The 21893-nt window shown below is 65.6% G+C and carries 22 protein-coding genes; 6 read left to right on the top strand and 16 right to left on the bottom strand.

Going from position 1 to position 21893, the window contains the following annotated elements:
• Window positions 1-19 precede the first annotated feature (19 nt).
• From AC1D3B_RS19920 to xdhC, 11 genes are all read right to left on the bottom strand, one after another.
• A complete protein-coding gene (locus AC1D3B_RS19920) occupies window positions 20-1036 on the bottom strand; it encodes a phospholipase D-like domain-containing protein (protein ID WP_478192390.1) in 1017 nt (338 codons plus the stop codon).
• 7 nt (window positions 1037-1043) lie between these two features.
• On the bottom strand, window positions 1044-2954 hold the full coding sequence (locus AC1D3B_RS19915) for an ABC transporter ATP-binding protein (RefSeq protein ID WP_478192389.1): 1911 nt from the start codon (window positions 2952-2954) through the stop codon (window positions 1044-1046).
• Between the two features lie 129 nt (window positions 2955-3083).
• Window positions 3084-3608 carry a DUF4136 domain-containing protein gene (locus AC1D3B_RS19910; RefSeq protein ID WP_478192388.1) on the bottom strand — a complete coding sequence of 175 codons (525 nt, stop codon included), beginning with the start codon at window positions 3606-3608 and terminating at the stop codon, window positions 3084-3086.
• Window positions 3609-3708: 100 nt separating this feature from the next.
• A complete protein-coding gene (locus AC1D3B_RS19905; protein ID WP_478192387.1) occupies window positions 3709-4887 on the bottom strand; it encodes a serine hydrolase domain-containing protein in 1179 nt (392 codons plus the stop codon).
• Between the two features lie 47 nt (window positions 4888-4934).
• Window positions 4935-5192 (bottom strand): hypothetical protein, encoded by a 258-nt coding sequence (locus tag AC1D3B_RS19900; RefSeq protein ID WP_478192386.1) that lies wholly within the window; start codon window positions 5190-5192, stop codon window positions 4935-4937.
• A gap of 191 nt (window positions 5193-5383) precedes the next feature.
• The gene (locus AC1D3B_RS19895) at window positions 5384-6586 is read right to left on the bottom strand and encodes a beta-ketoacyl-[acyl-carrier-protein] synthase family protein (protein ID WP_478192385.1); all 1203 of its coding nucleotides are present in this window, start codon (window positions 6584-6586) and stop codon (window positions 5384-5386) included.
• The gene (locus AC1D3B_RS19890; protein ID WP_478192384.1) at window positions 6583-6843 is read right to left on the bottom strand and encodes an acyl carrier protein; all 261 of its coding nucleotides are present in this window, start codon (window positions 6841-6843) and stop codon (window positions 6583-6585) included. Before AC1D3B_RS19890 ends, AC1D3B_RS19895 begins: the two co-directional genes overlap by 4 nt.
• Before the next feature lie 54 nt (window positions 6844-6897).
• Window positions 6898-7695, bottom strand: a complete 798-nt coding sequence (locus AC1D3B_RS19885) for a phosphatase PAP2 family protein (protein ID WP_478192383.1) — start codon at window positions 7693-7695, stop codon at window positions 6898-6900.
• A gap of 38 nt (window positions 7696-7733) precedes the next feature.
• Window positions 7734-9068 (bottom strand): glycerate kinase type-2 family protein, encoded by a 1335-nt coding sequence (locus AC1D3B_RS19880; RefSeq protein ID WP_478192382.1) that lies wholly within the window; start codon window positions 9066-9068, stop codon window positions 7734-7736.
• 55 nt (window positions 9069-9123) lie between these two features.
• Window positions 9124-10329, bottom strand: coding sequence for a urate hydroxylase PuuD (locus AC1D3B_RS19875; protein WP_478192381.1), 1206 nt, complete (start codon window positions 10327-10329; stop codon window positions 9124-9126).
• Between the two features lie 207 nt (window positions 10330-10536).
• Window positions 10537-11349, bottom strand: a complete 813-nt coding sequence (gene xdhC, locus AC1D3B_RS19870) for a xanthine dehydrogenase accessory protein XdhC (RefSeq protein ID WP_478192380.1) — start codon at window positions 11347-11349, stop codon at window positions 10537-10539.
• A gap of 53 nt (window positions 11350-11402) precedes the next feature.
• Between xdhC and AC1D3B_RS19865 the strand changes: the two genes are divergently transcribed.
• Window positions 11403-11912, top strand: a complete 510-nt coding sequence (locus AC1D3B_RS19865) for a hypothetical protein (protein WP_478192379.1) — start codon at window positions 11403-11405, stop codon at window positions 11910-11912.
• A 2-nt stretch (window positions 11913-11914) separates the two neighbouring features.
• Here the strand turns inward: AC1D3B_RS19865 and uraH are convergent, their stop codons facing one another.
• The gene (gene uraH / locus AC1D3B_RS19860) at window positions 11915-12277 is read right to left on the bottom strand and encodes a hydroxyisourate hydrolase (protein WP_478192378.1); all 363 of its coding nucleotides are present in this window, start codon (window positions 12275-12277) and stop codon (window positions 11915-11917) included.
• A 74-nt stretch (window positions 12278-12351) separates the two neighbouring features.
• Here uraH and AC1D3B_RS19855 point away from each other — a divergent pair, with 74 nt between their 5' ends.
• From AC1D3B_RS19855 to AC1D3B_RS19840, 4 genes are all read left to right on the top strand, one after another.
• Window positions 12352-13026, top strand: coding sequence for a GntR family transcriptional regulator (locus AC1D3B_RS19855; RefSeq protein ID WP_478192377.1), 675 nt, complete (start codon window positions 12352-12354; stop codon window positions 13024-13026).
• 178 nt (window positions 13027-13204) lie between these two features.
• A complete protein-coding gene (gene puuE / locus AC1D3B_RS19850; RefSeq protein ID WP_478192376.1) occupies window positions 13205-14143 on the top strand; it encodes an allantoinase PuuE in 939 nt (312 codons plus the stop codon).
• Window position 14144: 1 nt separating this feature from the next.
• The gene (uraD, locus tag AC1D3B_RS19845) at window positions 14145-15923 is read left to right on the top strand and encodes a 2-oxo-4-hydroxy-4-carboxy-5-ureidoimidazoline decarboxylase (protein WP_478192375.1); all 1779 of its coding nucleotides are present in this window, start codon (window positions 14145-14147) and stop codon (window positions 15921-15923) included.
• A gap of 2 nt (window positions 15924-15925) precedes the next feature.
• Window positions 15926-17152, top strand: coding sequence for a M20 family metallopeptidase (locus tag AC1D3B_RS19840; protein ID WP_478192374.1), 1227 nt, complete (start codon window positions 15926-15928; stop codon window positions 17150-17152).
• Window positions 17153-17186: 34 nt separating this feature from the next.
• On the opposite strand, the gene AC1D3B_RS19835 is transcribed toward AC1D3B_RS19840, so the two are convergent.
• From AC1D3B_RS19835 to AC1D3B_RS19820, 4 genes are all read right to left on the bottom strand, one after another.
• Window positions 17187-17384: a hypothetical protein gene (locus AC1D3B_RS19835; RefSeq protein WP_478192373.1), complete on the bottom strand. Its 198-nt coding sequence runs from the start codon at window positions 17382-17384 to the stop codon at window positions 17187-17189.
• A 31-nt stretch (window positions 17385-17415) separates the two neighbouring features.
• The gene (locus tag AC1D3B_RS19830; protein ID WP_478192372.1) at window positions 17416-17664 is read right to left on the bottom strand and encodes a hypothetical protein; all 249 of its coding nucleotides are present in this window, start codon (window positions 17662-17664) and stop codon (window positions 17416-17418) included.
• Between the two features lie 80 nt (window positions 17665-17744).
• Window positions 17745-18053: a hypothetical protein gene (locus tag AC1D3B_RS19825; protein ID WP_478192371.1), complete on the bottom strand. Its 309-nt coding sequence runs from the start codon at window positions 18051-18053 to the stop codon at window positions 17745-17747.
• Between the two features lie 82 nt (window positions 18054-18135).
• A complete protein-coding gene (locus AC1D3B_RS19820; RefSeq protein WP_478192370.1) occupies window positions 18136-20196 on the bottom strand; it encodes an AsmA family protein in 2061 nt (686 codons plus the stop codon).
• Window positions 20197-20369: 173 nt separating this feature from the next.
• Between AC1D3B_RS19820 and AC1D3B_RS19815 the strand changes: the two genes are divergently transcribed.
• Window positions 20370-21854 carry a nucleobase:cation symporter-2 family protein gene (locus AC1D3B_RS19815; RefSeq protein ID WP_478192369.1) on the top strand — a complete coding sequence of 495 codons (1485 nt, stop codon included), beginning with the start codon at window positions 20370-20372 and terminating at the stop codon, window positions 21852-21854.
• Window positions 21855-21893: the final 39 nt, after the last annotated feature.

Here is a 21893-nt window from a genome sequence, read left to right as displayed (position 1 = left end):
GCTTTCCTTGCGCTGCTCGTCAGCCCTTCGACTTGTGCTTCTTCTCGTGGGGTGCGCTGCCGTCGAGCACCAGCTTGGACGGATCGAGTTCGCGTTTCTTGAGGTCCTTCAGCAGCCCTTCGTCGCTGAGGTCGATGCGGTGGGACAGCTTCCAGTCGGCGTGCGCCGTTTCCGCCAGCCGCTGCACGGTGCCGGCATGGTCGGTCTCGATGGCCAGTTCGCGCCGGCCGTCGAAGCTGCCCGGCGCCAGGTTGATCGAGCCGACGATGGCGCGCTCGCCGTCCGCCAGCATCATCTTCGCGTGCAGCTTCAGGTGCTTCATCGTGTGCACCTTGGCGCCGACGTCCTGCAGGATCCGCAGGCCGCCGACGCCCTCGATCAATTTCTCGGCTTTGAGCGAATGCGGCGGCTTGGTCAGGATGTGGATCTTGACGCCCCGCGTCGCCGCGCGCACCAGGCGTTCGATGATCACCGTGTCCTGGTAACGCTCGTTCTGCACCCAGAGCGAATGCTTCGCCCGGTCGATGAAGGCCGCGACCCGCACGCGGCCATTGTCCGGGCACCAGATCAGCTGCGATTCCGGATGGGGCTGGAAGTCCTGCTGCTCCCAGTCGGCGTCGAAGCAGGCCACCATTTCCTTCGTCTCGAGGTCGTGGGTGGTGATGACGGCGTAGTCGCGCGTCTCGGTCAGGTCCCGGGGCTCCCAGTTGAGCGATTCGACGAAGCCGATCTGATGATCGACCACCATCGATTTCTGGTGGGTGAGATCGAACTTTGGGTTGCTGTCGCGCACTTCGATGCCGGCATCGGTCAGGATCTTGCGTGCTGCCTCGTTCTCGCTTTCGCCGCTGCGGCGGGCGGGATTCAGCATCACGCGCACCTTCACGCCGCGCTGCTTGGCGGCGACGACCGCCGCCAGCAGCGTCTCGTCGGTGAACAGGAACATCCGGATCTGCAGGGCATCCTTCGCCGCGTTGATGGCGTCGATGATGGGCTTGGCGGTGTCGTCGGGCAATACGATCAATTGGTGCGACATGGTGGCCTCAGGCGGATGCAGCCGCGGGGGCGGCAGGATTTTCATACTGTATCCGGTGCAGTTCGGCGTAGACGCCGCCGAGCGCGACCAGTTCGTCGTTGGTACCCTCCTCCACCACGATGCCGTCCTTCAGCACGATGATCTTGTCGGCGTTTCGCAGGGTGCTGAGGCGGTGGGCGATCATGATGACCGTGCGGCCCTTCATCAGCCCTTCGAGCCCCTCGATGACGAGGCGCTCGGATTCGGTGTCGAGCGCGGCGGTCGGCTCGTCGAGGATCATGATCGGGCTGTTGCGGATCACCGCGCGGGCAATCCCGATGCGCTGGCGCTGGCCGCCCGAGAGCGTGTCGCCGCGCTCCCCGACCATGGAGTCGTAGCCGTGCGGCATCCGGCTGATGAACTCGTCGGCGTTGGCCAATTTGGCGGCGGCGATGATTTCTTCCTGGGTGGCGCCGGGCTTGCCGTAGGCGATGTTCTCGGCGATGGAACCGCGGAACAGCACCGTCTCCTGCAGCACGAAACCGATCTGCGAGCGCAGGCCCGACAGCTTGTGGCTGGCGATGTCGACGCCGTCGATCAGGATCCGTCCGGCCGACGGGTCGTAGAAGCGGGGCATCAGGCTCACCACCGTCGACTTGCCGCTACCGGTTGGCCCGACGATGCCGACCACCTGGCCCGGCTTGATGTTGAACGAGACATCGCGCAGCACCAGGGATTCGTCGCCGTAGCCGAAGGCCACGTGCTCGAAGGTGATTTCGCCGCGGGTGCGGCCCGGGTCCGTGGCGTCCGGATGCTCGCGGATGATGTTGTCCGCGCTCAGGATCTTCTGGATGCGCTCCAGCGCCACCGTCGTCTGGGCGATCGTGCTGGCCATGCTGGCGAGGTCCTTCACCGGCTTGAAGAACTTGCTAAGGTAGGCCAGATACACCGTCAGCGCACCGGCCGTCATGGTGCCGGCGACGATCAGGGCCGTCCCCTTCCAGAGCACGATGCCGGTGCACAGCGCCACCACCACCGCGACCACCGGCGACAGCAGTGACTTGATGCGCCGCGCGCGCAATGCAGCTTCGGTAGAGGCAAGGCTCGCGGCGGCCATGTGGGTCACTTCGAGGTCCTGACGGCCAAAGGCCTTGACGGCGCGGACCTGGCCCAGGCCTTCCTGGACCACGGCGACGATCTCGCTCTGGCGCAGGCGCACCTCGCGCGTGACCTCCTTCACCGCCTTCTTGAACCGGAAGACGAACAGCAGCAGGAAAGGCATCACCGCGATCGCGATCAGGGTGAAGTCCCAGTCGAGCCAGACCATCAGCCCGAGCATGAAGATGATCGTGACGATGTCGACCAGGATGCCGAGGGTCGACGAGGAGGCGAAGTTCTGCACCGTCGCGACGTCGCTGGTGATGGTCGACATCAGGGCGCCGGTCTTGGCGCTGTCGTAGTAGCCGAGCGAGAGCCGGTGCAGGTGTTCGTAGATCTTCAGGCGCAGGTCGTTCGCCACGTACTGCCCGATGCTGGTCGTGTAGTAGTTGTCGATGTAGGTGGCGATGCCGGCGATGACCGCGATCATCAGGGTGGCGATCCCCGCGAAGAGCGCCACGCCGAGCGTGTGCCGGCCGATGCCGAGCTGGTGCGCCCATTCGAGCCACGGCGGCAAGTGGTGGTTGCCGAGCGCGTCGTCGAGCACCAGCTTGAGCGGCCAGGGCGACGCCAGGCTCATGAGGATCTCGATCACCATCGCAATGAGCACGATGACCAGCCAGCCACGGTAAGGCTTGAGCAGGCCGAGCACCATCCGCCGCATCTCCTGCTTTTGCGCCTCCTCGGAGCGCTTGCCGGCACTCGCGGGCGCTGCCGTTCGTCCCGGCGCGACCCCTGCTTCGGCGGAATTGGGAGGAATGGGGGGAATGGGTTGAGACATGCGCTGCACCGTCCGATGACCCGGGCGTGGGTCTTCGGACGAATGGTAGGCGCGGAATGCGCCCGGGAGAAGGGTCCGCGCACGTATCTTGCACGTACGTGGTCCCACCTACCGGGCCAGGCGCTCAGGTCATTTCGCCGGGGCGCCGCCTGGGGGGAAGCCGGCAAACATCTTGTCGAGCCCCGCCTGCAACAGGGCGCTCATCCGGTTGGGGTCGCTGTCCAGCGTCCCGCTCGTCGCGCCGCGCCAGATCGCCTGCTTGCGCGTGCCGTCGTACATGTCGACCACCAGCGTGCCCACTTCATAGGTGTCGACCTGTGCGCCCGTCACCGGCGGGCCGAAGCCACCCCACCCGACGTACCCCACGCTGGAGCTGTTGGCGCTCTGCCGCTCCGAGGTGGTCACGCGGGCCGCAACGTGCACCTCGCCGTTGGGAACGAGCTTCCATCCCTTGGCCTGCAGGCGCGAATCGACGCCGTCGACGATGCGTTGCTGCACCAGCGGCGAGCTCACGCCGTCCGGCCGCGCGATCCAGCTGTAGGTCCGGAAGCGCGAAAAGTCGGTGCCGGGGGCGGTGTCGATGTGGACGTTCGGCGCCGCCGCGCAAGCCGAAAGGAGCACGGCGAACCCCAAAGCTGCGAACCGTCCTGTCATGTCGACTCCAATCCTGAATGAAGGGGCGCGGCCAGTTTAGCGTTGAGTTCTTCCAAGGTTGTCGCATTTGCCAACCCGGGAAAATCAACAGCTTGCCAGCTCAATGACCCAGCGCCTTATATGCATGCAACTTGAAGTGATAGGCGTAGGGATTGCCGAAGCCGAAGTAGCGCTGCGTCAGGAGCACGGCCGCGATGCCCAGACGCGGGTTGATCCACCACAGCGTGCCGGCCAGCCCGCCCCAACTCACTTCGCCGGCAACATTCTCCGGCTCCCCGGGGCTGATGCTTTCGCGCACCGATGAGCCCAATCCGAAGCGCCAGTCCGGCTGCGTCGGCACGTTCGGAAAGCGTACGTGGATGCCCGGCGGCAACTGGTTGCTGAACATCCGGTCGAGTGTGGCCGGCTTCAGCAGCGTCGGCCCCTCGGGGATCAGGCTCTGGATCAAGCGGATCGAGTCGTCCAAGGTGCTGACGAGTCCACCGCCGCCGGACTCTCGCGGCAGCTTGGTGAGATAGGCGCCGAGATACGGCTTGTTGTCTGCGCGCGGCAGGCCAGGTTTGTTCGGATCAAGCAGGTCAGCACCCACGTACAGCGTGCACAACCGTTCGCGCTTTGCCGGCGGCACCCAGAAATCCGTATCCACCATCTCCAACGGCTCAAAAACGCGCCTGGACAGGAAGTTGCCGAAAGTCTCTCCGCTGACCACCTCGACCACGCGTCCCAGCACATCCGTTGCGACCGAATACTCCCACTGCGTGCCGGGGTGGAACGACAGCGGCAGAGGCTCGAGCGCCCTCATCATCGTGGCCAGATCCTGCATCGGGTCCAGCACCGCGGCCTGGTTGTAGGCCTGGAACAGCAGCGAGCCGGGATCGAAGACGCCGTAGGAAAGTCCTGAGGTGTGCGTCATCAGGTGCTGCAGCGTGATCGGGCATCGGGCCGGCTCCGTCTCGGCCAGACTTTTTGCGCCAGCGCGCAAGACCTGCCTGTTCGCCAGCTCGGGGATGTAGGCATCGATCGGGTCTTCCAGGCGAATGCGTCCATCCTCGACCAGCATCATCACCGCGCAAGACGTGATGAGTTTCGTGCTCGAGAACATCCGAAAGATGTGATCCTCGCGCAGCACGACACCGGCTTCACGATCGGCGTGGCCATAGCGAAAGCGATCCACGACGCTCCGTCCGCGCAACAACGCGGTCGAAACGCCCGGCAGAAACTGTTGATCGACCTGCGCCCTCATTGCAGCGTGCAGGGCATCGAACGTGGGATCGATCATTGGCGGCTTTCGGATATGGAGCGCCAACTCTAGTTCCAATCGCGATGCTAGTCCGGAACGAACCTCGCCTTGAACTTTGCAATGTCATCCGCTTGTTCAAGGGTCACGAGTTGGCCCATCTTGCCGTCAGAGAGTCGGCAGGCGGCGAACAGGCTATAGCGACCCCTCAAGTCATAGCTCGGGAGGTCGATGAGCGCGTATGGCTGCGGCACGAACACTTGGTGTTCGAACACTACCCGGTGCACGTTGCGTGGCGAGGGGAAGAGCTTGTAGTCGGTGGTCTCGAAGGACCTTGCAGTAGCCATTTCGCGATTCTCGCTCCAACGACGGTTGCACGCGGCGGGGCCGACCGGCTGCTTCTGCCCGGAAGCGGGTGGCTGGTCATCGAACTATCCGCGCCGAACCGAGGTCACCTTGCCAGCGGCAATCCCCAACGTCCGCCGCGCCGGGTCGAAGCTTTCCTTGCGCACGCCGTCGTTTGAACCGACTCAAACGTTCAGGCGCGGCGGAACAGAAGCACTGCGTTCGTGCCGCCGAAGGCAAAGGAATTGCTGATCGCCGCTTCGAGGTGCGGGGCGGCAGCGCCGGCGTCGGGAACGAGGTTCAGGCTGCAGGCCGGATCGACCTCGCCCCGGTGGCCGTTGGGAGGCAACTGCCGCCGATGCAGCGCGAGTACCGTGACTAGCGCTTCGATCGCGCCGGCGGCGCCGAGGAGATGGCCGTGCATCGACTTCGTGGAACTGACGCTCAGCAGGTCGATTGCGTCGCCCCAGACTTCCGCCAGTGCGTCGCGCTCGACCACGTCGCCGATGCGCGTGGCGGTGCCGTGGGCGTTGCAGTAGCCCACGTCCCGGGGTTGCAAGCCTGCCTGGCGCAGGGCCAGGCGCATGGCGCGTGCCTGGCCGTGCGCGTCGGGCTTGGTCAGGTGCGTGGCGTCGCAGCTGTGGCCCCAGCCGTCCAGCATGGCGTAGATCCGTGCGCCGCGCCGACGGGCGCGATCTTCCGATTCGAGGACGAGGAATGCGGCGCCCTCACCCAGCGCGAAGCCATTGCGATCGCTCGCGAAGGGCCGGACCGCAGTCCCTTCTTCGCCGGGCGCGAAACTGGCGAGTGTCTGCATCGCCTGCCAGGCGAGGACGACGCCCGGTACGATGAGCGCCTCGCTGCCGCCCGCCATCGCGACATCGACGTCTCCGCGCTGCACCGCCTTCGCGGCCTCGGCAATCGCAACGGCCGACGAGGCGCAAGCCACCGAGTAGGTGAGAACGGGCCCCTGCGCACCATGGCGCATCGCCACATGCGAGGCCGGCGCGTTGGGCATGAAGGCGGGGATCGTCAACGGCGGAACCCGTCCATTGCCGCGATAGGCCGTCTCGAGCGCCGCCGCGCCGCCCATGCCGCAGCCGGCGTAGATGCCGACGCGTTCCGGGTCGACATCCCCGGCGACGCCCGCGTCGCGCATCGCGAAGTCGGCGGCGGCCACCGCCAGCTGGCTGACGCGATCGACGCCGGCGAGCTGCAGCTTGGTGAACCAGCGGGATTCGTCGAAGGCCACTGTCGCCGCAGCGGCCGGCTTGGGCAGTTCGGGGAAGATCGGCCGGAGCGCCGATTCGCCGCGCATGAGGGCCTCGAAGAGCGATGCGGGCTCCTCGCCGTGCGGCGCCATCACACCCAGTCCGGTGACGGCAACCCGGCTCACGTCGTCTGCGCCGCCCTGACCCTGTCGACCACGGCTGCGAGCTGCGCCAGCGTGTCGATGTTCGGGTCGTCGTCGGGCATCGTGATCGCGAACCGGTCTTCGATCGCAAAGACGAATTCGACCAGCGCCAGTGAATCGAAGCCTTTTTCGCGCATGGAGGCGTGGGGGTCGAGCGCGGACGCCTCGATGCCGTACTTCTCGTGGATCAGGTCCTGCAATTCCTTCAGCGAACTCATGGTGCGGCTATCGGTCGTCATTCTGGCCGTCGATCAATCCCTGTCGACGGCGATGTTGGTATGCCTGCCTGCAGATCAACCCCTCCTTGCACGGCCGTCGAATCGGCCCGCGGGCAGTGACGTTCCATGATAGCCGCTCCGCCTGCGCGACTGCGCCCTGCCGGGCCGCCAGCGCAGGGACGGAATCGCAAAGGCGATGCCCAGCGCGGCACCGGCCACCGCATCCAGCACGACGTGCTGCTTGACCGCCAGCGTCGACCAGACGATGGCCGCGAACCACAGGCCGTTGCCGAGTCGCAGCCAGATCGGAGCGCGTGCCCCATGCAGGATGTGCTCGACCCAGATCGCCGTGAAGATGGCGATCGCCACATGCATCGACGGACATGCGTTGCCGGCCGCATCCACGCCCTGGAGGATCGCGAAGCCGGGAAAGTCGGTCGGCTCCGTCGGCATGGTCGGGATCTGCGTCGGCCAGAGGTAGAAGAAGCCGAGTCCCGTCAGGCACAGTCCGCCGACCCACAGTCCATAGACGACCAGTTCCCTGAAGGTCAATTGCAGGCCGGGCGCGACACCCACGTAGACCCAGAGCGAGAAGTAGGCGATCAATGCCCCCGGCTGGAACGGAATCAGCTGATCGAGCGCAGTCAGGGGCATCACCGTGATCGGAAACACGGGCTGGCGCAGCAGGTGGAAATAGCCGATGAAGAAGATCCACGTGAACACCGTGGTCCCGACCACCTTCAGGAACAGGTGACGTCGAATCCGCAAGCCGATCTCGGCGCTCCAAGTCCGCGACGGGAGGGAACCCCCGCGCAGTTCGATCGGTTGATTCATGTATTCGGCGTTTTCGGCGTTGTCGGTCGTGTCAGGCACCGAGCATGCCTGCGGACCGCCCGAACCGCAAACCCGAACTACAGAATCAACAACGCGCGGAAGTCATTGACGTTGGTGTGCGTCGGCCCGGTGACCAGCAGATCGCCGATGGCGTCGAAGTAGCCATAGGCGTCGTTGCGGTCCAGGTGATCGGCCAGCTTGCGGCCGGCGGTCTCGGCGCGGCGCAGCGTGTCGGGCGTGACGAAGGCACCGGCGTTGTCCTCGACGCCATCGATGCCGTCGGTGTCGGCCGCGAGCGCCCAGATGTCCTCCCGGGCCGCCAACGCACCGGCGAGCCCGAGGCAGAACTCGCCCGCCCGTCCGCCACGTCCCTTGGCCCGGCCGGGCTGGCGAGGGCGGATCGTGACCGTCGTCTCGCCGCCGGACAGGATCACGCAGGGCCTGGCGAACGGCTCGCCGCGCAAGGACACCGCACGCGCGAGCGCAGCATGAACCTTGCCGACCTCCCGCGATTCGCCTTCCATCTCGTCGCTGAGGATATGGGCATCGAGGCCGGCCGAGCGGACCGCCGCGGCGGCCGCTTCGAGCGATTGCTGCGGCGTGGCGATCAGGTGCGTGACATGGCCCTTGAAGACCGGATCGGAAGGCTTGGGCGTTTCGAGCGCGCCGCTTTCGAGCTGCGCGCGCACGGCCTGCGGCACTTCGATGCGATAGCGATCGAGAATGGCGAGCGCCTCCGCGCAGGTGGTCGCGTCAGGCACGGTGGGGCCGCTGGCGATCACGGCGGGGTCATCGCCAGGAACATCGCTGATGGTCAGCGTCACCACCTGGGCCGGCGCGCACGCCGCCGCGAGTCGCCCGCCCTTGATGCGCGAGAGGTGCTTGCGCACGCAATTCATTTCGCCGATGTGCGCGCCCGATTCGAGAAGCTGCGTGTTGATGCGTTGCTTGTCCGCCAGTGTCAGCCCGTCGGCCGGCAGCGTGAGCAAGGCCGAGCCGCCACCGGAGATCAGGCACAGCACGAGGTCATCGGCGGTCAGCCCCTTCGTGAGCGCGAGGATGCGCTCGGCGGCCTTCATTCCTGCCTCGTCCGGCACTGGGTGGGCGGCCTCGACGACTTCGATGCGCTGCGCCAGACCTTCGGGCCGCGGCGGAATGTGCCCGTAGCGCGTGACCACGAGGCCCGAGAGGCTGGCATCGGCCGGCCACAGCGCCTCCAACGCCTGTGCCATGGAACCACCGGCCTTGCCCGCGCCAAGCACCAGCGTCCGGCCCTTCGGGACCTTCGGCAGACAGGGCCCCATGCTCCGCAGGGGCAAGGCGCGCTCGACAGCGACGCGGTAGATGTGTTCGAGGAATTCGCGCGGCGCGGTGCGCGGGTCAGGGGTCTGTCGCGGGTTCGATGAAGTCATTGCCTTTGCCTGTCTCCAGCCATTGTCCGAATATTGCCCCGCACGACCCGCGAGGCTACTTGGTGCTCGCTCCGCCATCGAACCACTTGCCGATGAGCGCACGCTCGGCATCGGTGATGCCGGTCGCATTGTTCATCGGCATGATCTTCGTGACCACGACCTGCTGGTACACCGCCTGCGCGTGGGCGGCAACCTGATCCGGCGTATCGAGCCGGACGTTCTTCATCTGCACCTGCGCGCCGTGGCACATGTAGCAGCGTTGTTCCAGCACCTTCTGAACGTCGCCGAACGATACCTTCTGCGCCGCAGCCCCGGGCGCAGGCGCTTCCACCGGTTCGGGCTTCATCCAGATGATGGTCAGGCCCAGCACGGCGATGCCGAAGAGCGCGTAGGGCATGGGATTGCCCGCATTGCCGAGCTTGAAGCGATGGCGCACCACGAAGAACTGCCGGATGGCTGCGCCGCCAAGCATGATGAGCAGCAGCACGATCCAGTTGTACTTGTGCGTGTAGGTGAAGCTGTAGTGGTTGCTCAGCATCGCGAACAGCACCGGCAGCGTGAAGTAGGTGTTGTGCACGCTGCGCTGCTTGCCGCGCTGGCCATGGATCGGATCGACCGGCCTGCCCTCGCGCAGCGCCGCCACGTTCTTGCGCTGGCCGGGGATGATCCAGAAGAAGACGTTACCGCTCATGGTCGTCGCCATCATGGCGCCCACCAGCAGGAAGGCGGCGCGTCCCGCGAACCAGTGGCACGCCAGCCATGCGGCGAAGGCGATGAACAGCGCGATGAGGACACCCACGATCGTGTCGCCGTTCTTGCGCTGGCCGAACAACTGGCAGATGGCGTCGTAGACCATCCAGAACACGACGAAGAAAGCGAGCGCCACGCCGATGGCGGCGCCGGGCTGCCAGTCCATCTTCGATTTGTCGATGAGGTAGGTGCTCGCGTTCCACAGGTACGACATCGTGAAGAGCGCGAAACCCGTGAGCCAGGTGGAGTAGCTCTCCCAGTACGACCAGTGCAGGTGGTCCGGCAGCTTCTTGGGCGCCAGCGCGTACTTCTGCATGTTGTAGAAGCCGCCGCCATGAACCGCCCACTGCTCGCCGCCGACGCCCTTGTCCAGGGATTCCTGGTCCTCCGGCTTCTCGAGGCTGTTGTCCAGCATCACGAAGTAGAAGGAAGCGCCGATCCATGCGATGGCGGTGATGACGTGGACCCAGCGCAGCAGCAGATTGGCCCAGTCGAGGTAATAGCTTTCCATTGACTCTCAACCTTGTCGGCGCGTGGGGGCACCGAGGTGTTCCGGCCTGCTCACCACTGCGGGCGCTGTAAGCAGAGAAAGTGCCGCGAACGCAGGCCATCGAATGGGCCTCGCTCCGCTGCGGCTTGTGGACTGAAGTGTATACACTTTCAACGCGAAGTTCTCGGGTTTTACGTCAGGCGGCGTGCTGGAAAACCCTGATCGCCTTCATGCATCCGGAAGCGATTGCAACAACTGTGCCGCCACCGCCACGGCGATGACCTCCGGCTCCTTGCCGGTGATGCCGGGGACGCCGATCGGGCAGGTCACGCGATCCATTTCCGCTGCGGTGAAGCCGCGCGCCTCCAGGCGGTGGCGGAAAGTCGCCCATTTGGTCTTGCTGCCGATCAGGCCGATGTAGGGAAGATCGTCGCGCTCGCGCAGCCGCTTGAGGCAGGCAATCACGATGTCGAGATCCTCGGCATGGCTGAAACTCATGATGAGCACGCGCGAGCCTGGCGCGAGTTGCGCGACCGCCTGCTGCACGGGCTCGGAGTATTCGGTCTCGATCTGCGCCGGCAGTGCATCGGGAAACACGCCGTCGCGGCTGTCGATCCAGCGCACGGTGAAGGGCAGCGACGACAGCAGCCGTGCGAGTGCCGCGCCGACGTGGCCGCCGCCGAACAGCGCCACCGGCTCCAGGTGCGCGAGGAGTTCGGACTGCAGCGCCTTCGCATCCGATTCGGAAACAAGACGGTACGAAAGAAACACCACGCCGCCGCAACATTGCCCGAGGCTGGGGCCGAGCGGGTAGCGCCGCACGTCTTCGATCGGCGGGCCGCCTGCGAGCCACGCGCGGGCTTCGTCGGTCGCCTGGAATTCGAGCTGGCCGCCGCCGATCGTGGCCGTGAGGCCGTCGGCCCACACGGCCATCCACGTGCCGGCTTCGCGCGGTGCGGAGCCCTGAGTCGATGCGACGCGCACGAGCACGCCGTTCTCGCGCCGCAGCCGGGTCAGCAGTTCGTCGACGGCGCCGGTCATGGTCGAAACCTCCGGTTGCGCGAGCGAAACGCGGGCACGGTATAACCGCGCCGATGAATTTTCAGTCCACGACGCGCCGCCTCACACTGGCGGCCGCCCTTCTCTCGAGCCTGTGGCTCGCCGGTTGCGGCACCAGCCCGACTGCCGGTACCGGTTCCGTACCGGGCCAACTCAGCAATGCCGCCCCCGATCCGGGCGATGGCAGCCGACCCAAGCCCCGGGCCTCCAACGCGGCGACCCCGCGCGACTACCGGCGCGACGCCGCGCGCCATGTCTACGACATCAACAAGCAGCGCGTCTACATCGGCAAGCTGCCGCCGTTGCTCTATGCCGTTGGCACGCTGCAGGTCAACCTCGACACCAACGGGAAGGTGCTCTCGATGCATTGGATGCGCGCACCGACGCATGCGCCCGAGGTGATCACCGAGATCGAACGCACCGTGCTGAGCGCCGCGCCCTTCCCTGTCGCGACCCAGTTGGGCAAGGTCACGTGGACCGACACCTGGCTGTGGGACGAGGAAGGCCATTTCCAGCTCGATACGCTCAGCGAAGGGCAACTCTAGGCTCAGGAGCCGCGGTAAGTGGAGTAGCTCCACGGGCTGACCAGCAAGGGCACGTGGTAGTGCTGGTCGGTGCGCGCCACGCCGAAGTCCAGCGCGACGCGGTTCAGGAAGTTCGGCTTCGGCAGCTCGACACCGCGTTTGCCGAAGTAGCCCGCCACGTCGAAGACCAGGCGATAGGTCCCGGCCTTCAGCGTGGTGTTGTCGTAGAGGGGGCCATCGCTGCGGCCGTCGGCATTCAGCGTGAAGCGCCGCACGAGCGTGGCATGTGCGTCTTCGCCGGTGCCGTCGGTGGTGAACAGCGCGACCTCCATGCCGGCGGCAGGGGTACCGTGCATGGTGTCCAGTACGTGGGTGCTCAGGCCCATGGATTTGCTCCTTCAGTGCATTGGGGAAATTCCGGTCGACAAAAGTGTATACAGTTCTTGGCTTTGGGTCTATCATGAAAAACATGGACTCGACCACCACCCGCGCGATCGTCGACGCACTCACCAAGGCCATTGTGGAACACCGGTTGCAACCGGGGAGCAAGCTGGCCGAACAGAAGCTCGCGGACCATTTCGGCGTGTCGCGCACCCTGGTGCGACAGGCACTGTTCCAGTTGTCGCAGAACAAGCTGATTCGACTGGAGCCCGCGCGCGGCGCGTTCGTCGCTGCGCCCGCGGTCGATGAAGCCAGGCAGGTGTTCGCCGTGCGCCGCATGCTGGAGGCCGAGATGACACGCGCCTTCGTCCGCAGCGTGACGCCGGCCAAGATCAAGGCCCTCAAGGAGCACGTGGCCCTCGAAAAGGCCGCGGTTTCCGGTGAAGACGTGTCCGGGCGCACCGAACTGCTCGGTGACTTCCACGTGCGCATGGCCGAACTCATGGGCAACGCGGTGCTGGCGCAGATCCTGGGCGAACTGATCTCGCGCTGCGCGCTCATCACGCTGATGTACCAGAGCGCGACCGCCGCCGAACACTCGAACGACGAGCATGCCGACATCGTCAAGGCGCTGGCCGCCAAGGACGAGGAGCGCGCCGTGCGCCTCATGACCGAACACCTCGAACACGTCGAGGCCAACCTCACCTTCGACCGCAAGGTCCCGACACACGACATCTCACTGGCATTGGCATGAAGAAAACCGATTCACCGAAGCGCTTGGCTACCGGCGCACAAGCTGCTAATGCTTCTCGGCTCAGTCGAGCGTGCCCGTTCGTGGGCTGCGGTGGAACCGGCTTCGCCGGGCCGCAACGCAGCGCCCCCGGCAGGGGGTGGGCGCCCGACACGCAGTGCGGGCAACCTGGGGGCGAGCAATGACTTACGACACAACCCTGCCCTACCCGCGCGACCTCGTCGGCTACGGCCGCAACCCGCCACACGCGCAATGGCCCGGCCGCGCACGCATCGCCGTCCAGTTCGTGCTGAACTACGAAGAAGGCGGCGAGAACTGCGTGCTGCATGGCGACGCCGGCTCCGAGCAGTTTCTTTCCGAGATGTTCAATCCGGCGAGCTTTCCTGACCGGCACATCAGCATGGAAGGGATCTACGAATACGGCTCGCGCGCCGGTGTCTGGCGCATCCTGCGAGAGTTCGAGAAACGCAATCTGCCGCTGACGGTGTTCGGCGTCGGCATGGCATTGGAGCGCTATCCCGAACTGGCCGCCGCCTTCAAGGAACTGGGCCATGAGATCGCCTGCCACGGCTGGCGCTGGATCCACTACCAGGGCATCGACGAGGCCACCGAACGCGAGCACATGCGCCTGGGCATGGAAGCCATCGAGAAGCTCACCGGCGAACGCGCGCTAGGCTGGTACACCGGCCGTGACAGCCCGCGCACCCGCCGGCTCGTGGCCGACTACGGTGGCTTCGAATACGACAGCGACTACTACGGCGACGACCTGCCCTTCTGGATGAAGGTCAGGAAGACCGACGGCGAGGTGGTGCCGCAGCTGATCGTGCCCTACACCCTCGATTGCAACGACATGCGCTTCGCGCTGCCGCAAGGCTATTCGCATGCGGATCCCTTCTTCCAGTACATGAAGGACACCTTCGACGCCCTCTACGCCGAAGGCGACGAAGCGCCGAAGATGATGAGCATCGGCATGCACTGCCGCCTGCTGGGACGTCCGGGGCGCATCACGGCCTTGCAGCGCTTCCTCGATCACATCGCGGCGCACGATCGCGTCTGGGTCTGCAGCCGGCTGGACATTGCGCGGCACTGGAAGGCCACGCACCCTTACATCGGAGACTGACATGCCCCTCACCATCGACCAACTCAACGCCGCCTCGGCCGACGAAGCCGTCGCGCTGCTCGACGGGGTGTACGAACACTCGCCGTGGATCGCAAAACGCGCGCTGGCGGAACGCCCGTTCCGTTCGCTGCCGCACCTGAAGCACGCCCTGGTCAAGGCGGTGACCAGCGCATCGACCGACGAGCAACTGGGCCTGATCCGCGCCCACCCCGAACTCGCGGGCAAGGCGATGGTGAGCAAGAACCTCACGGCCGAATCGACCAACGAGCAGAACAAGGCGGGCCTCACCGACTGCACGCCTGAAGAGTTCGCGAAGATCCAGCAGCTCAACGCCGACTACAACGCCAAGTTCGGGTTCCCGTTCATCCTGGCGGTGCGCGGTCCGCGCGGAACGGGACTGGCCAAGCGCGAGATCATCGACACCTTCGAGCGCCGGCTGCACCACCATCCGGCCTTCGAACTCGGCGAGGCGCTGCGCAACATCCATCGCATCGCGGAGATTCGCCTCGACGACAAGTTCAGCGCCGAGCCGACGCTCGGCAACCACGTCTGGGACTGGCAAGAGAAGCTGGCCGTGCACACCGACCCCGGCTATGCCGAAAAGGGCCAGCTCACGGTCACCTATCTGACGGACGCGCATCGCGCCTGCGCCCAGCAGATCGCGCAGGACATGCGCGATGCCGGCTTCGATACGGTGGGCATCGACGCGGTTGGCAATGTGGTCGGGCGCTATGAAGGTGCGACGCCAGCCGCGAAGACGCTGCTGACCGGCTCGCACTACGACACCGTGCGCAACGGCGGCAAGTACGACGGGCGCCTGGGCATCTTCGTGCCGATGGCTTGCGTGCGCGAACTCAAGTCGCAGAACCGCCGCCTGCCCTACGCTTTCGAAGTCGTGGGCTTCGCCGAAGAGGAAGGCCAGCGCTACAAGGCGACCTTCCTCGGCTCCGGCGCGCTGATCGGGCATTTCGACCCGAAGTGGCTCGACCAGAAGGACGCCGACGGCATCACCATGCGCGAGGCCCGGCAGCATGCCGGATTGAAGGACGAGGAGATTCCCAAGGTGCAGCGTGATCCTTCGAAGTACCTCGGCTTCGTCGAAGTGCACATCGAGCAGGGCCCGGTGCTGACCGAACTGGACCTTCCGCTGGGCATCGTCACGTCGATCAACGGCAGCGTGCGCTACGTGGGCGAAGTCATCGGCATGGCGAGCCACGCAGGCACCACGCCGATGGATCGCCGCCGCGACGCGGCGGCCACCGTTGCCGAACTGATCCTCTTCGCCGAGCAGCGCGCAGCGAAGGACGGCGATTCGGTCGCGACCGTCGGCATGCTCGAAGTGCCGAACGGCTCCATCAACGTGGTGCCGGGCCGCTGCAAGTTCAGCCTGGACCTGCGCGCGCCCAACAACGCGCAGCGCGACGCGCTGGCGACCGATGTGGTCGGTGCACTCAAGGAAATCTGCGAGCGCCGCGGTGTCCGCTACACGCTGGAGGAAACGATGCGCGCCGCGGCCGCGCCCAGCGCGCCCGATTGGCAGAAGCGCTGGGAGAAGGCCGTCGACACACTCGGCGTACCGCTCTTCCGCATGCCCAGCGGTGCGGGCCACGATGCGATGAAGCTGCACGAAGTCATGCCGCAGGCCATGCTCTTCGTGCGCGGCATCAATTCGGGCATCAGCCACAACCCGCTCGAATCGAGCACCAACGACGACATGCAACTGGCGGTGCAAGCCTTCCAGTTGCTCCTCGACAACCTCGCCACCGAGCAAGCCCACTGATCATGAACGACTACACCCAACTCGACGCCTGGATCGACGCCCACTTCGACGAGGAAGTGCGCTTCCTGCAGGAAATGGTGCGCGTGCCCACCGACACGCCGCCCGGCAACAACGCGCCGCACGCGGAACGCGCGGCCGAGCTGCTCCAGACTTTCGGATTCGAAGCCGAGAAGCATCCGGTGCCTGCACAGGAGGTGAAGGATTACGGTCTCGAATCCATCACCAACCTGATCGTGCGACGCAAGTACGGCAGCGGCGGCCGCACCGTGGCGCTCAACGCGCATGGCGACGTGGTGCCGCCTGGCGAAGGTTGGTCGCACGATCCCTACGGCGGCGAGATCGACAACGGCAGCCTCTACGGCCGCGCAGCCGCGGTGAGCAAGAGCGACTTCGCGAGCTTCACCTTTGCGCTGCGCGCGCTCGAGGCCGTCGTGAAGCCCACCAAGGGCAGCGTCGAACTGCACTTCACCTATGACGAGGAATTCGGCGGGATCCTCGGCCCGGGCTGGCTGCTCAAACAGGGCCTGACGAAGCCCGACCTGATGATCGCCGCGGGTTTCGGCTACGAAGTGGTGACCGCGCACAACGGGTGCCTGCAGATGGAAGTCACCGTGCACGGCAAGATGGCGCACGCCGCCATCCCGACCACGGGGATCGATGCGCTGCAGGGCTCCGTGCACATCCTGAATGCGCTGTATGCGCAGAACGCGCTCTACCAGCAGGTCACGTCCAAGGTCGAGGGGATCACGCATCCCTACCTCAATGTGGGACGGATCGAAGGCGGCACCAATACCAACGTCGTTCCGGGCAAGGTGATCTTCAAGCTCGACCGCCGCATGATTCCGGAAGAGAACCCGGTCGAGGTCGAGGCCAATATCCGCAAGGTCATCGCCGACGCGGCCGCCAGGATGCCCGGCATCACGGTCGACATCAAGCGCATGCTGCTGGCCAACTCGATGAAGCCGATGGCCGGCAACAAGCCGCTTGTCGTTGCGATCCAGAAGCATGGCCAGGAAATCTTCGGCGAGCCGATCAAGGCCATGGGAACGCCGCTCTACACCGACGTGCGCCTCTATGGCGAGGCCGGGATTCCCGGCGTGATCTATGGGGCCGGGCCGCGCACGGTCCTGGAATCGCATGCCAAGCGCAATGACGAGCGCGTGGTGCTGGAAGACCTGCGGCGCGCGACCAAGGTCATTGCCCGGACCTTGAGCGATCTGATCGCCTGAACCTTCGGCCGCCTGCTGGCGGCCGAGCGCGACGCTATGCCGCGCGCTGGCCGCTCGGGATCAGGTAGCCGTCGCGATACACGCCGATGACGAGGCCACGAACCACATCGTTCGGACGGGCGGTCACGTACTTGCCGGCCCCGGCCTGGTAGACGATGATCGTGCAAGCCGCGCTCTTGCTGAGCGTGCGGGCCACACCGGCCGCCTGGTTGGCTGTCTGATAGGTGTTCATGCCTGTCTGTCCCCTCGATGTATGCGGGATGTCAGGAACGGGCGACCGACAGCAGCCCGTCGATCGCGAGAACCACGCCTTCCTGTGCATCCCTGGTCGGCGTGCCTTCGGTGAGCAGCTTGCGGATGAGGCTCAGCGTATTGAGCAACTCGGCCTCCATGTCCGTGAGCAGCGGAATCACCTCGAACTCCGGATACTTGCCGCGCGCGCCCATGGGGCGTCCGGGTCCTGACAAATCGACGTCGTAGCCTTCGCTGATTGCTTCGATCTGGGTCTTCATATGCGTCGAAGAGTTTCCTGGGAATCGTGCTTGCCGGATTCTGGCCGATTGCCGCCGGACCCGGGCGGAAAACGGACAGATCAATTCAGGCCCATCAGTTCGGACAGACGCCTTCCCATGGCCTGGATCCGCTTCTGCCTGTCCTGAGAACGGTGGCTCGCCACGAGTTCGAGCGCCTGGGCCACGGACTCGGCACCCATGTCGCCGTCCGAAGTGCGGTGGCGCCACTCGTTCGCCAGTTCCGACAACTGGGCGCTGTTCAGACGTGGCGGGGGAGCGTTGCTGTCCCGCGACGCTGGCGCGTCATCGACGGCTTGCAGGGTGGACCGGAGAAGGCCCAGCAGGCCGAACGGCGTCCATTGCGGCTTGGAAAGGTTTTCGGATTCCATGTAATACATTGTGCCTAGTTGCGTGCGAAGTAACAAGATATTTCAGTCACTTTCTTCTTACTTTTTCTTTTTTTGCGAACCCTCAGGGCGTCGATGACCTGAGGGCCGAGAAAGGCCGGGGCAGTTTCAACCCACGGCTCGCGGCTGGCGCGTGCGGCTTCGCGCCATGTTGAGACGCGCTGGAAGCGAGGTCGCAGCCCGCCGACTCACCGGCACCGCCCAGCAAGGCAGGCGCCAGCAGCGACAGGCCGCCCGTCGCCGCCGCGACGCCATAGTTGGCCGCCTGGCGGACGGTGCCCTTCGGGTCGATGCTCAGTTCGGGTCTTTCCAACGGTCCCTTCACGAGCATGAGCTGGACCAGCGTGGCCGGATTGAGGTCCAGCCCCTTCTTCACTCTCGGCCGGAACGCCAGTTCGACCGTCTGCTTCGCGAGATTCAGTCCGCCGCTGGCCGTGACGGAGAGTTGCGCGGTTTCCATTGCGATCGATCGGTCGATGACCGCCACGCCATTGCGCAGGGGCAGGCGCGCGACGGCACACTGCACGACCAGTTCCTGGCGGGGCCCCTGCTTGGGCACCAGCATGTCGAGCAGGCGGCCGACGATGTCCTGATCGAGCGCGGCCGCTCTCCCGGCCAGTGAAACGTCACGCATCACCAGTTGCACGTCACCGGTCGATGACGCGGCGAGGCTTCGCGGCGTACGCCCCGTCATCGCGAGTTTCAGTTCCAGGTTCGCGTGGCCGCTCTTGAAGTGCCTGCCACCTCCCCATTGCGCATCGAGCGATTCGACGGAGAGTGACTTGGCGTTCATCTGCAAGTCGGTGCGCGGCGGCGCATTCCTGGGGACCGTAACGCCCATCCGGCCCCGTACCTCGCCGCCCGCAACTGCGAAAGACAACGGTTCGACTGTCAGGCGGCCTTCCTCCGACTTCCAGCGCAGGCTGAGGGCGGACAGCGGCGGCATGCCGGGCGCATTCAAGCGCTCCACCTTCAGCGCGATCTGCATGGGGAGCGCCGGCAATGCATCGAAGGCCAGTGGGGCATCTCCGAAGAACTGGGCCCGCTGCGCCGACGCCGGCGGCTTCGGCGCGCCCGTTCCAAAGTGCCACTTGGCGAGATCGACGGCCGACGCGGAAAGATCGGCGTCGAGCCGTGACGACGGTCCGGTACGGAAGCCGACTCGGCCGGTCAGCATCTGCCCGCCCAACGACGCTTGCATCGACTCGACACGCCATTCGCCCGGCGAGCGAAGCAGCGTCCCGCTCGCATCGATGGGCATCGGCAGTTGCGCCATGGCCGGAGAGAGGTGCGAGAAGGCTTCTGCGGTCTCGAGACGCGCCGACACCTTCGCTTCCAGCAGCCCCCCGCGTGCACCGGTACCGATGTTGCCGGAAGCCGAGACGGTGGTTCCCTCGGTGGTCAGGCGGATGTCGAACGGCCACTGCCCGGTGCCGGCCTGAAGGTCGCCCAGGTGGCCGATCTCGCCTTCGGCCTCCCATTGCCTGCGTCCGACCTGGAAAGTCGCGCTCAGATGTTCCAGGTCTTCGCTCTGCGGTTGAATGTCGAGCCAGTGGACCGAGACGGTGCCCAGAACGCCCTTCCGGCCATCGCGGTAAGTGATGCGGGCGTTCTTGAGGGACAGTTCCTCGACCGCGATCCGCTGCACACCCTTGCCGGCAGCCTGCGGGTGCGGCGCGAGATCCCAGTTGAAGCGGTTGTCGCCATCCGATTCAAGCAGGACTTCCGCATCTTCCATGTCGACGCTGAGGACACGAATCCGGCCGTCGAGCAACTCGCGCAGCGACACCTCGAAGGCGGCGTTCCTCAGTCGGATCATGTCCGGCTGGGAGCCCCAGTCCGCGTTGCCGAGCACGACATCGCTCGCCCGCACCTCGATGGTCGGCAACAGATGGATCGACAGGCCGCCTTCGATTCGAAAAGCGCGCCCCGTGGTGGCGGTTACCTGTTCGGAAAGCAACGCAGCCAGGCGTTCCGGCGGATAGGCCTGTCGCAGGGCGACAAAGGCAGCGGCGAGCATCAGCAGGACAACCGCCATGGCGATGGCCGCGATACGCCACCACCGGCGGCTCGCGCCGACCGCTGGGCTTGCAATTTCGCCGGCCTGTTCCACGCGTGCCTTCATCGCGGCATTGTCGTCCCGGGCGCCGTTCGGGCCTCGGATTCCGGGTTTTCCGCGATATGACGGCGCGACTGACGTGTATACAGTTTGGCGTACAGAACGGTGGACGATTGTCACAGTCCCCCTTTCCGCCCCATCATCCATTTCTTCCTCACGCCGCCCCAGGAGATCACGCAATGACGGCTGTCTCGCCTTCCATCCATCCGGTCGACCAGCGCCTGCCGGCAGGCAAGCTCACCGCCCTCGGGCTGCAGCACGTGCTGGTGATGTACGCCGGCGCGGTCGCGGTGCCGCTCATCGTCGGCCGCGCGCTCAAGCTCAGTCCGCAGGAGGTCGCGCTCCTGATCTCGGCGGACCTGTTCTGCTGCGGCGTCGCCACGCTCATTCAGGCGCTCGGCGCGACGCAGTGGTTCGGCATCAAGCTGCCGGTGATGATGGGCGTGACCTTCGCCTCGGTCGCGCCGATGGTCGCGATCGCCAACGCCAATCCGGGCCAGGCCGGTGCACAACTGCTGTTCGGCGCCATCATCGGGGCCGGCATCATCTCCATATTGATCGCGCCGATGGTGTCGCGCATGCTGCGCTTCTTCCCGCCGGTGGTCACCGGAACCATCATCGCGGTGATCGGCATCAGCCTGATGCGGGTGGGCATCAACTGGATCTTCGGCAACCCGGTCGGTCCCACCGCACCGGCGCTGGTCGATCCGGTCTACGCCAAGTGGCTGGCCGACGTGACTTCGCCCGGCTCCTCGGTTCCGCCCTTGCCCAAGGGGCTCTCGATCGTGCCTTCGATGCCGAATCCCAAGTATGCGGACCTCGGCGGACTCGGCATTGCCGCCCTGGTGCTGGTGTCGATCCTGATGATCGTCAAGTACGCCAAGGGCTTCATCGCGAACATCTCGGTACTGCTGGGCATCGTGATCGGCGCGGTCGTCGCAACGCTGTTCGGCTTCATGACCTTCGAGAAGGTCGGCAAGGCCGCCTGGTTCGACGTGGTGCTGCCCTTCCACTTCGGCATGCCGCAGTTCGATCCGATCCTGATCCTCACGATGTCGCTGATCATGATCGTGGTGATGATCGAGTCGACCGGCATGTTCCTCGCGCTCGGCGAAATGACCGACCGCAAGATCACGCAGCAGGATCTCGCCCGCGGCCTGCGCACCGACGGCCTCGGCACGCTGATCGGCGGCGTGTTCAACACCTTCCCCTACACCAGCTTCTCGCAGAACGTGGGGCTGGTGGCCGTGACGGGCATCAAGAGCCGTTTCGTGTGCGTGGCCGGCGGCATCATCCTGATCGTGCTCGGCCTGTTGCCCAAGATGGCGGCGCTGGTCGAATCGCTGCCGACCGTGGTGCTGGGCGGCGCAGGCCTCGTCATGTTCGGCATGGTCGCGGCCACCGGCATCCGCATCCTCTCCGGCGTGGACTTCAAGAACAACCGCCACAACGCGATGATCGTCGCGGTGTCGATCGGCATCGGCATGATTCCGCTGATCGCACCCAACTTCAAGCAGTGGATGCCGCACTCGATTCACTCGCTGGTGGAATCGGGGATCCTGCTGGCGTCCATCAGCGCGGTGCTGCTGAATCTCTTCCTCAACGGCGCGAAGCACGACGAGACGGCGATCATCGCTGCGGCCACGCAGGCCGAAATGCACTAGGCTCGCCCCCAGGCTCGCGCACTTCGTGTCGCTCTCCAC

It is taken from the genome of Variovorax sp. P5_A3, from assembly GCF_056400665.1.
The sequence above is the reverse complement of the archived record's forward strand: the minus strand, read 5'-3'. Positions and strand labels throughout refer to the sequence as shown.

Bases quoted from the DNA above. Each gene is read 5' to 3' on its own strand.
- AC1D3B_RS19920 (WP_478192390.1), bottom strand. From the start codon at position 1,036: ATGTCGCACCAATTGATCGTATTGCCCGACGACACCGCCAAGCCCATC.
- AC1D3B_RS19915 (WP_478192389.1), bottom strand. From the start codon at position 2,954: ATGTCTCAACCCATTCCCCCCATTCCTCCCAATTCCGCCGAAGCAGGG.
- uraD (WP_478192375.1), top strand. From the start codon at position 14,145: ATGCCCCTCACCATCGACCAACTCAACGCCGCCTCGGCCGACGAAGCC.
- AC1D3B_RS19880 (WP_478192382.1), bottom strand. From the start codon at position 9,068: ATGACTTCATCGAACCCGCGACAGACCCCTGACCCGCGCACCGCGCCG.
- AC1D3B_RS19910 (WP_478192388.1), bottom strand. From the start codon at position 3,608: ATGACAGGACGGTTCGCAGCTTTGGGGTTCGCCGTGCTCCTTTCGGCT.
- uraH (WP_478192378.1), bottom strand. From the start codon at position 12,277: ATGGGCCTGAGCACCCACGTACTGGACACCATGCACGGTACCCCTGCC.
- AC1D3B_RS19875 (WP_478192381.1), bottom strand. From the start codon at position 10,329: ATGGAAAGCTATTACCTCGACTGGGCCAATCTGCTGCTGCGCTGGGTC.
- puuE (WP_478192376.1), top strand. From the start codon at position 13,205: ATGACTTACGACACAACCCTGCCCTACCCGCGCGACCTCGTCGGCTAC.
- AC1D3B_RS19820 (WP_478192370.1), bottom strand. From the start codon at position 20,196: ATGAAGGCACGCGTGGAACAGGCCGGCGAAATTGCAAGCCCAGCGGTC.
- xdhC (WP_478192380.1), bottom strand. From the start codon at position 11,349: ATGACCGGCGCCGTCGACGAACTGCTGACCCGGCTGCGGCGCGAGAAC.
- AC1D3B_RS19815 (WP_478192369.1), top strand. From the start codon at position 20,370: ATGACGGCTGTCTCGCCTTCCATCCATCCGGTCGACCAGCGCCTGCCG.
- AC1D3B_RS19825 (WP_478192371.1), bottom strand. From the start codon at position 18,053: ATGGAATCCGAAAACCTTTCCAAGCCGCAATGGACGCCGTTCGGCCTG.
- AC1D3B_RS19865 (WP_478192379.1), top strand. From the start codon at position 11,403: ATGAATTTTCAGTCCACGACGCGCCGCCTCACACTGGCGGCCGCCCTT.
- AC1D3B_RS19905 (WP_478192387.1), bottom strand. From the start codon at position 4,887: ATGATCGATCCCACGTTCGATGCCCTGCACGCTGCAATGAGGGCGCAG.
- AC1D3B_RS19830 (WP_478192372.1), bottom strand. From the start codon at position 17,664: ATGAAGACCCAGATCGAAGCAATCAGCGAAGGCTACGACGTCGATTTG.
- AC1D3B_RS19900 (WP_478192386.1), bottom strand. From the start codon at position 5,192: ATGGCTACTGCAAGGTCCTTCGAGACCACCGACTACAAGCTCTTCCCC.
- AC1D3B_RS19890 (WP_478192384.1), bottom strand. From the start codon at position 6,843: ATGACGACCGATAGCCGCACCATGAGTTCGCTGAAGGAATTGCAGGAC.
- AC1D3B_RS19840 (WP_478192374.1), top strand. From the start codon at position 15,926: ATGAACGACTACACCCAACTCGACGCCTGGATCGACGCCCACTTCGAC.
- AC1D3B_RS19835 (WP_478192373.1), bottom strand. From the start codon at position 17,384: ATGAACACCTATCAGACAGCCAACCAGGCGGCCGGTGTGGCCCGCACG.
- AC1D3B_RS19855 (WP_478192377.1), top strand. From the start codon at position 12,352: ATGAAAAACATGGACTCGACCACCACCCGCGCGATCGTCGACGCACTC.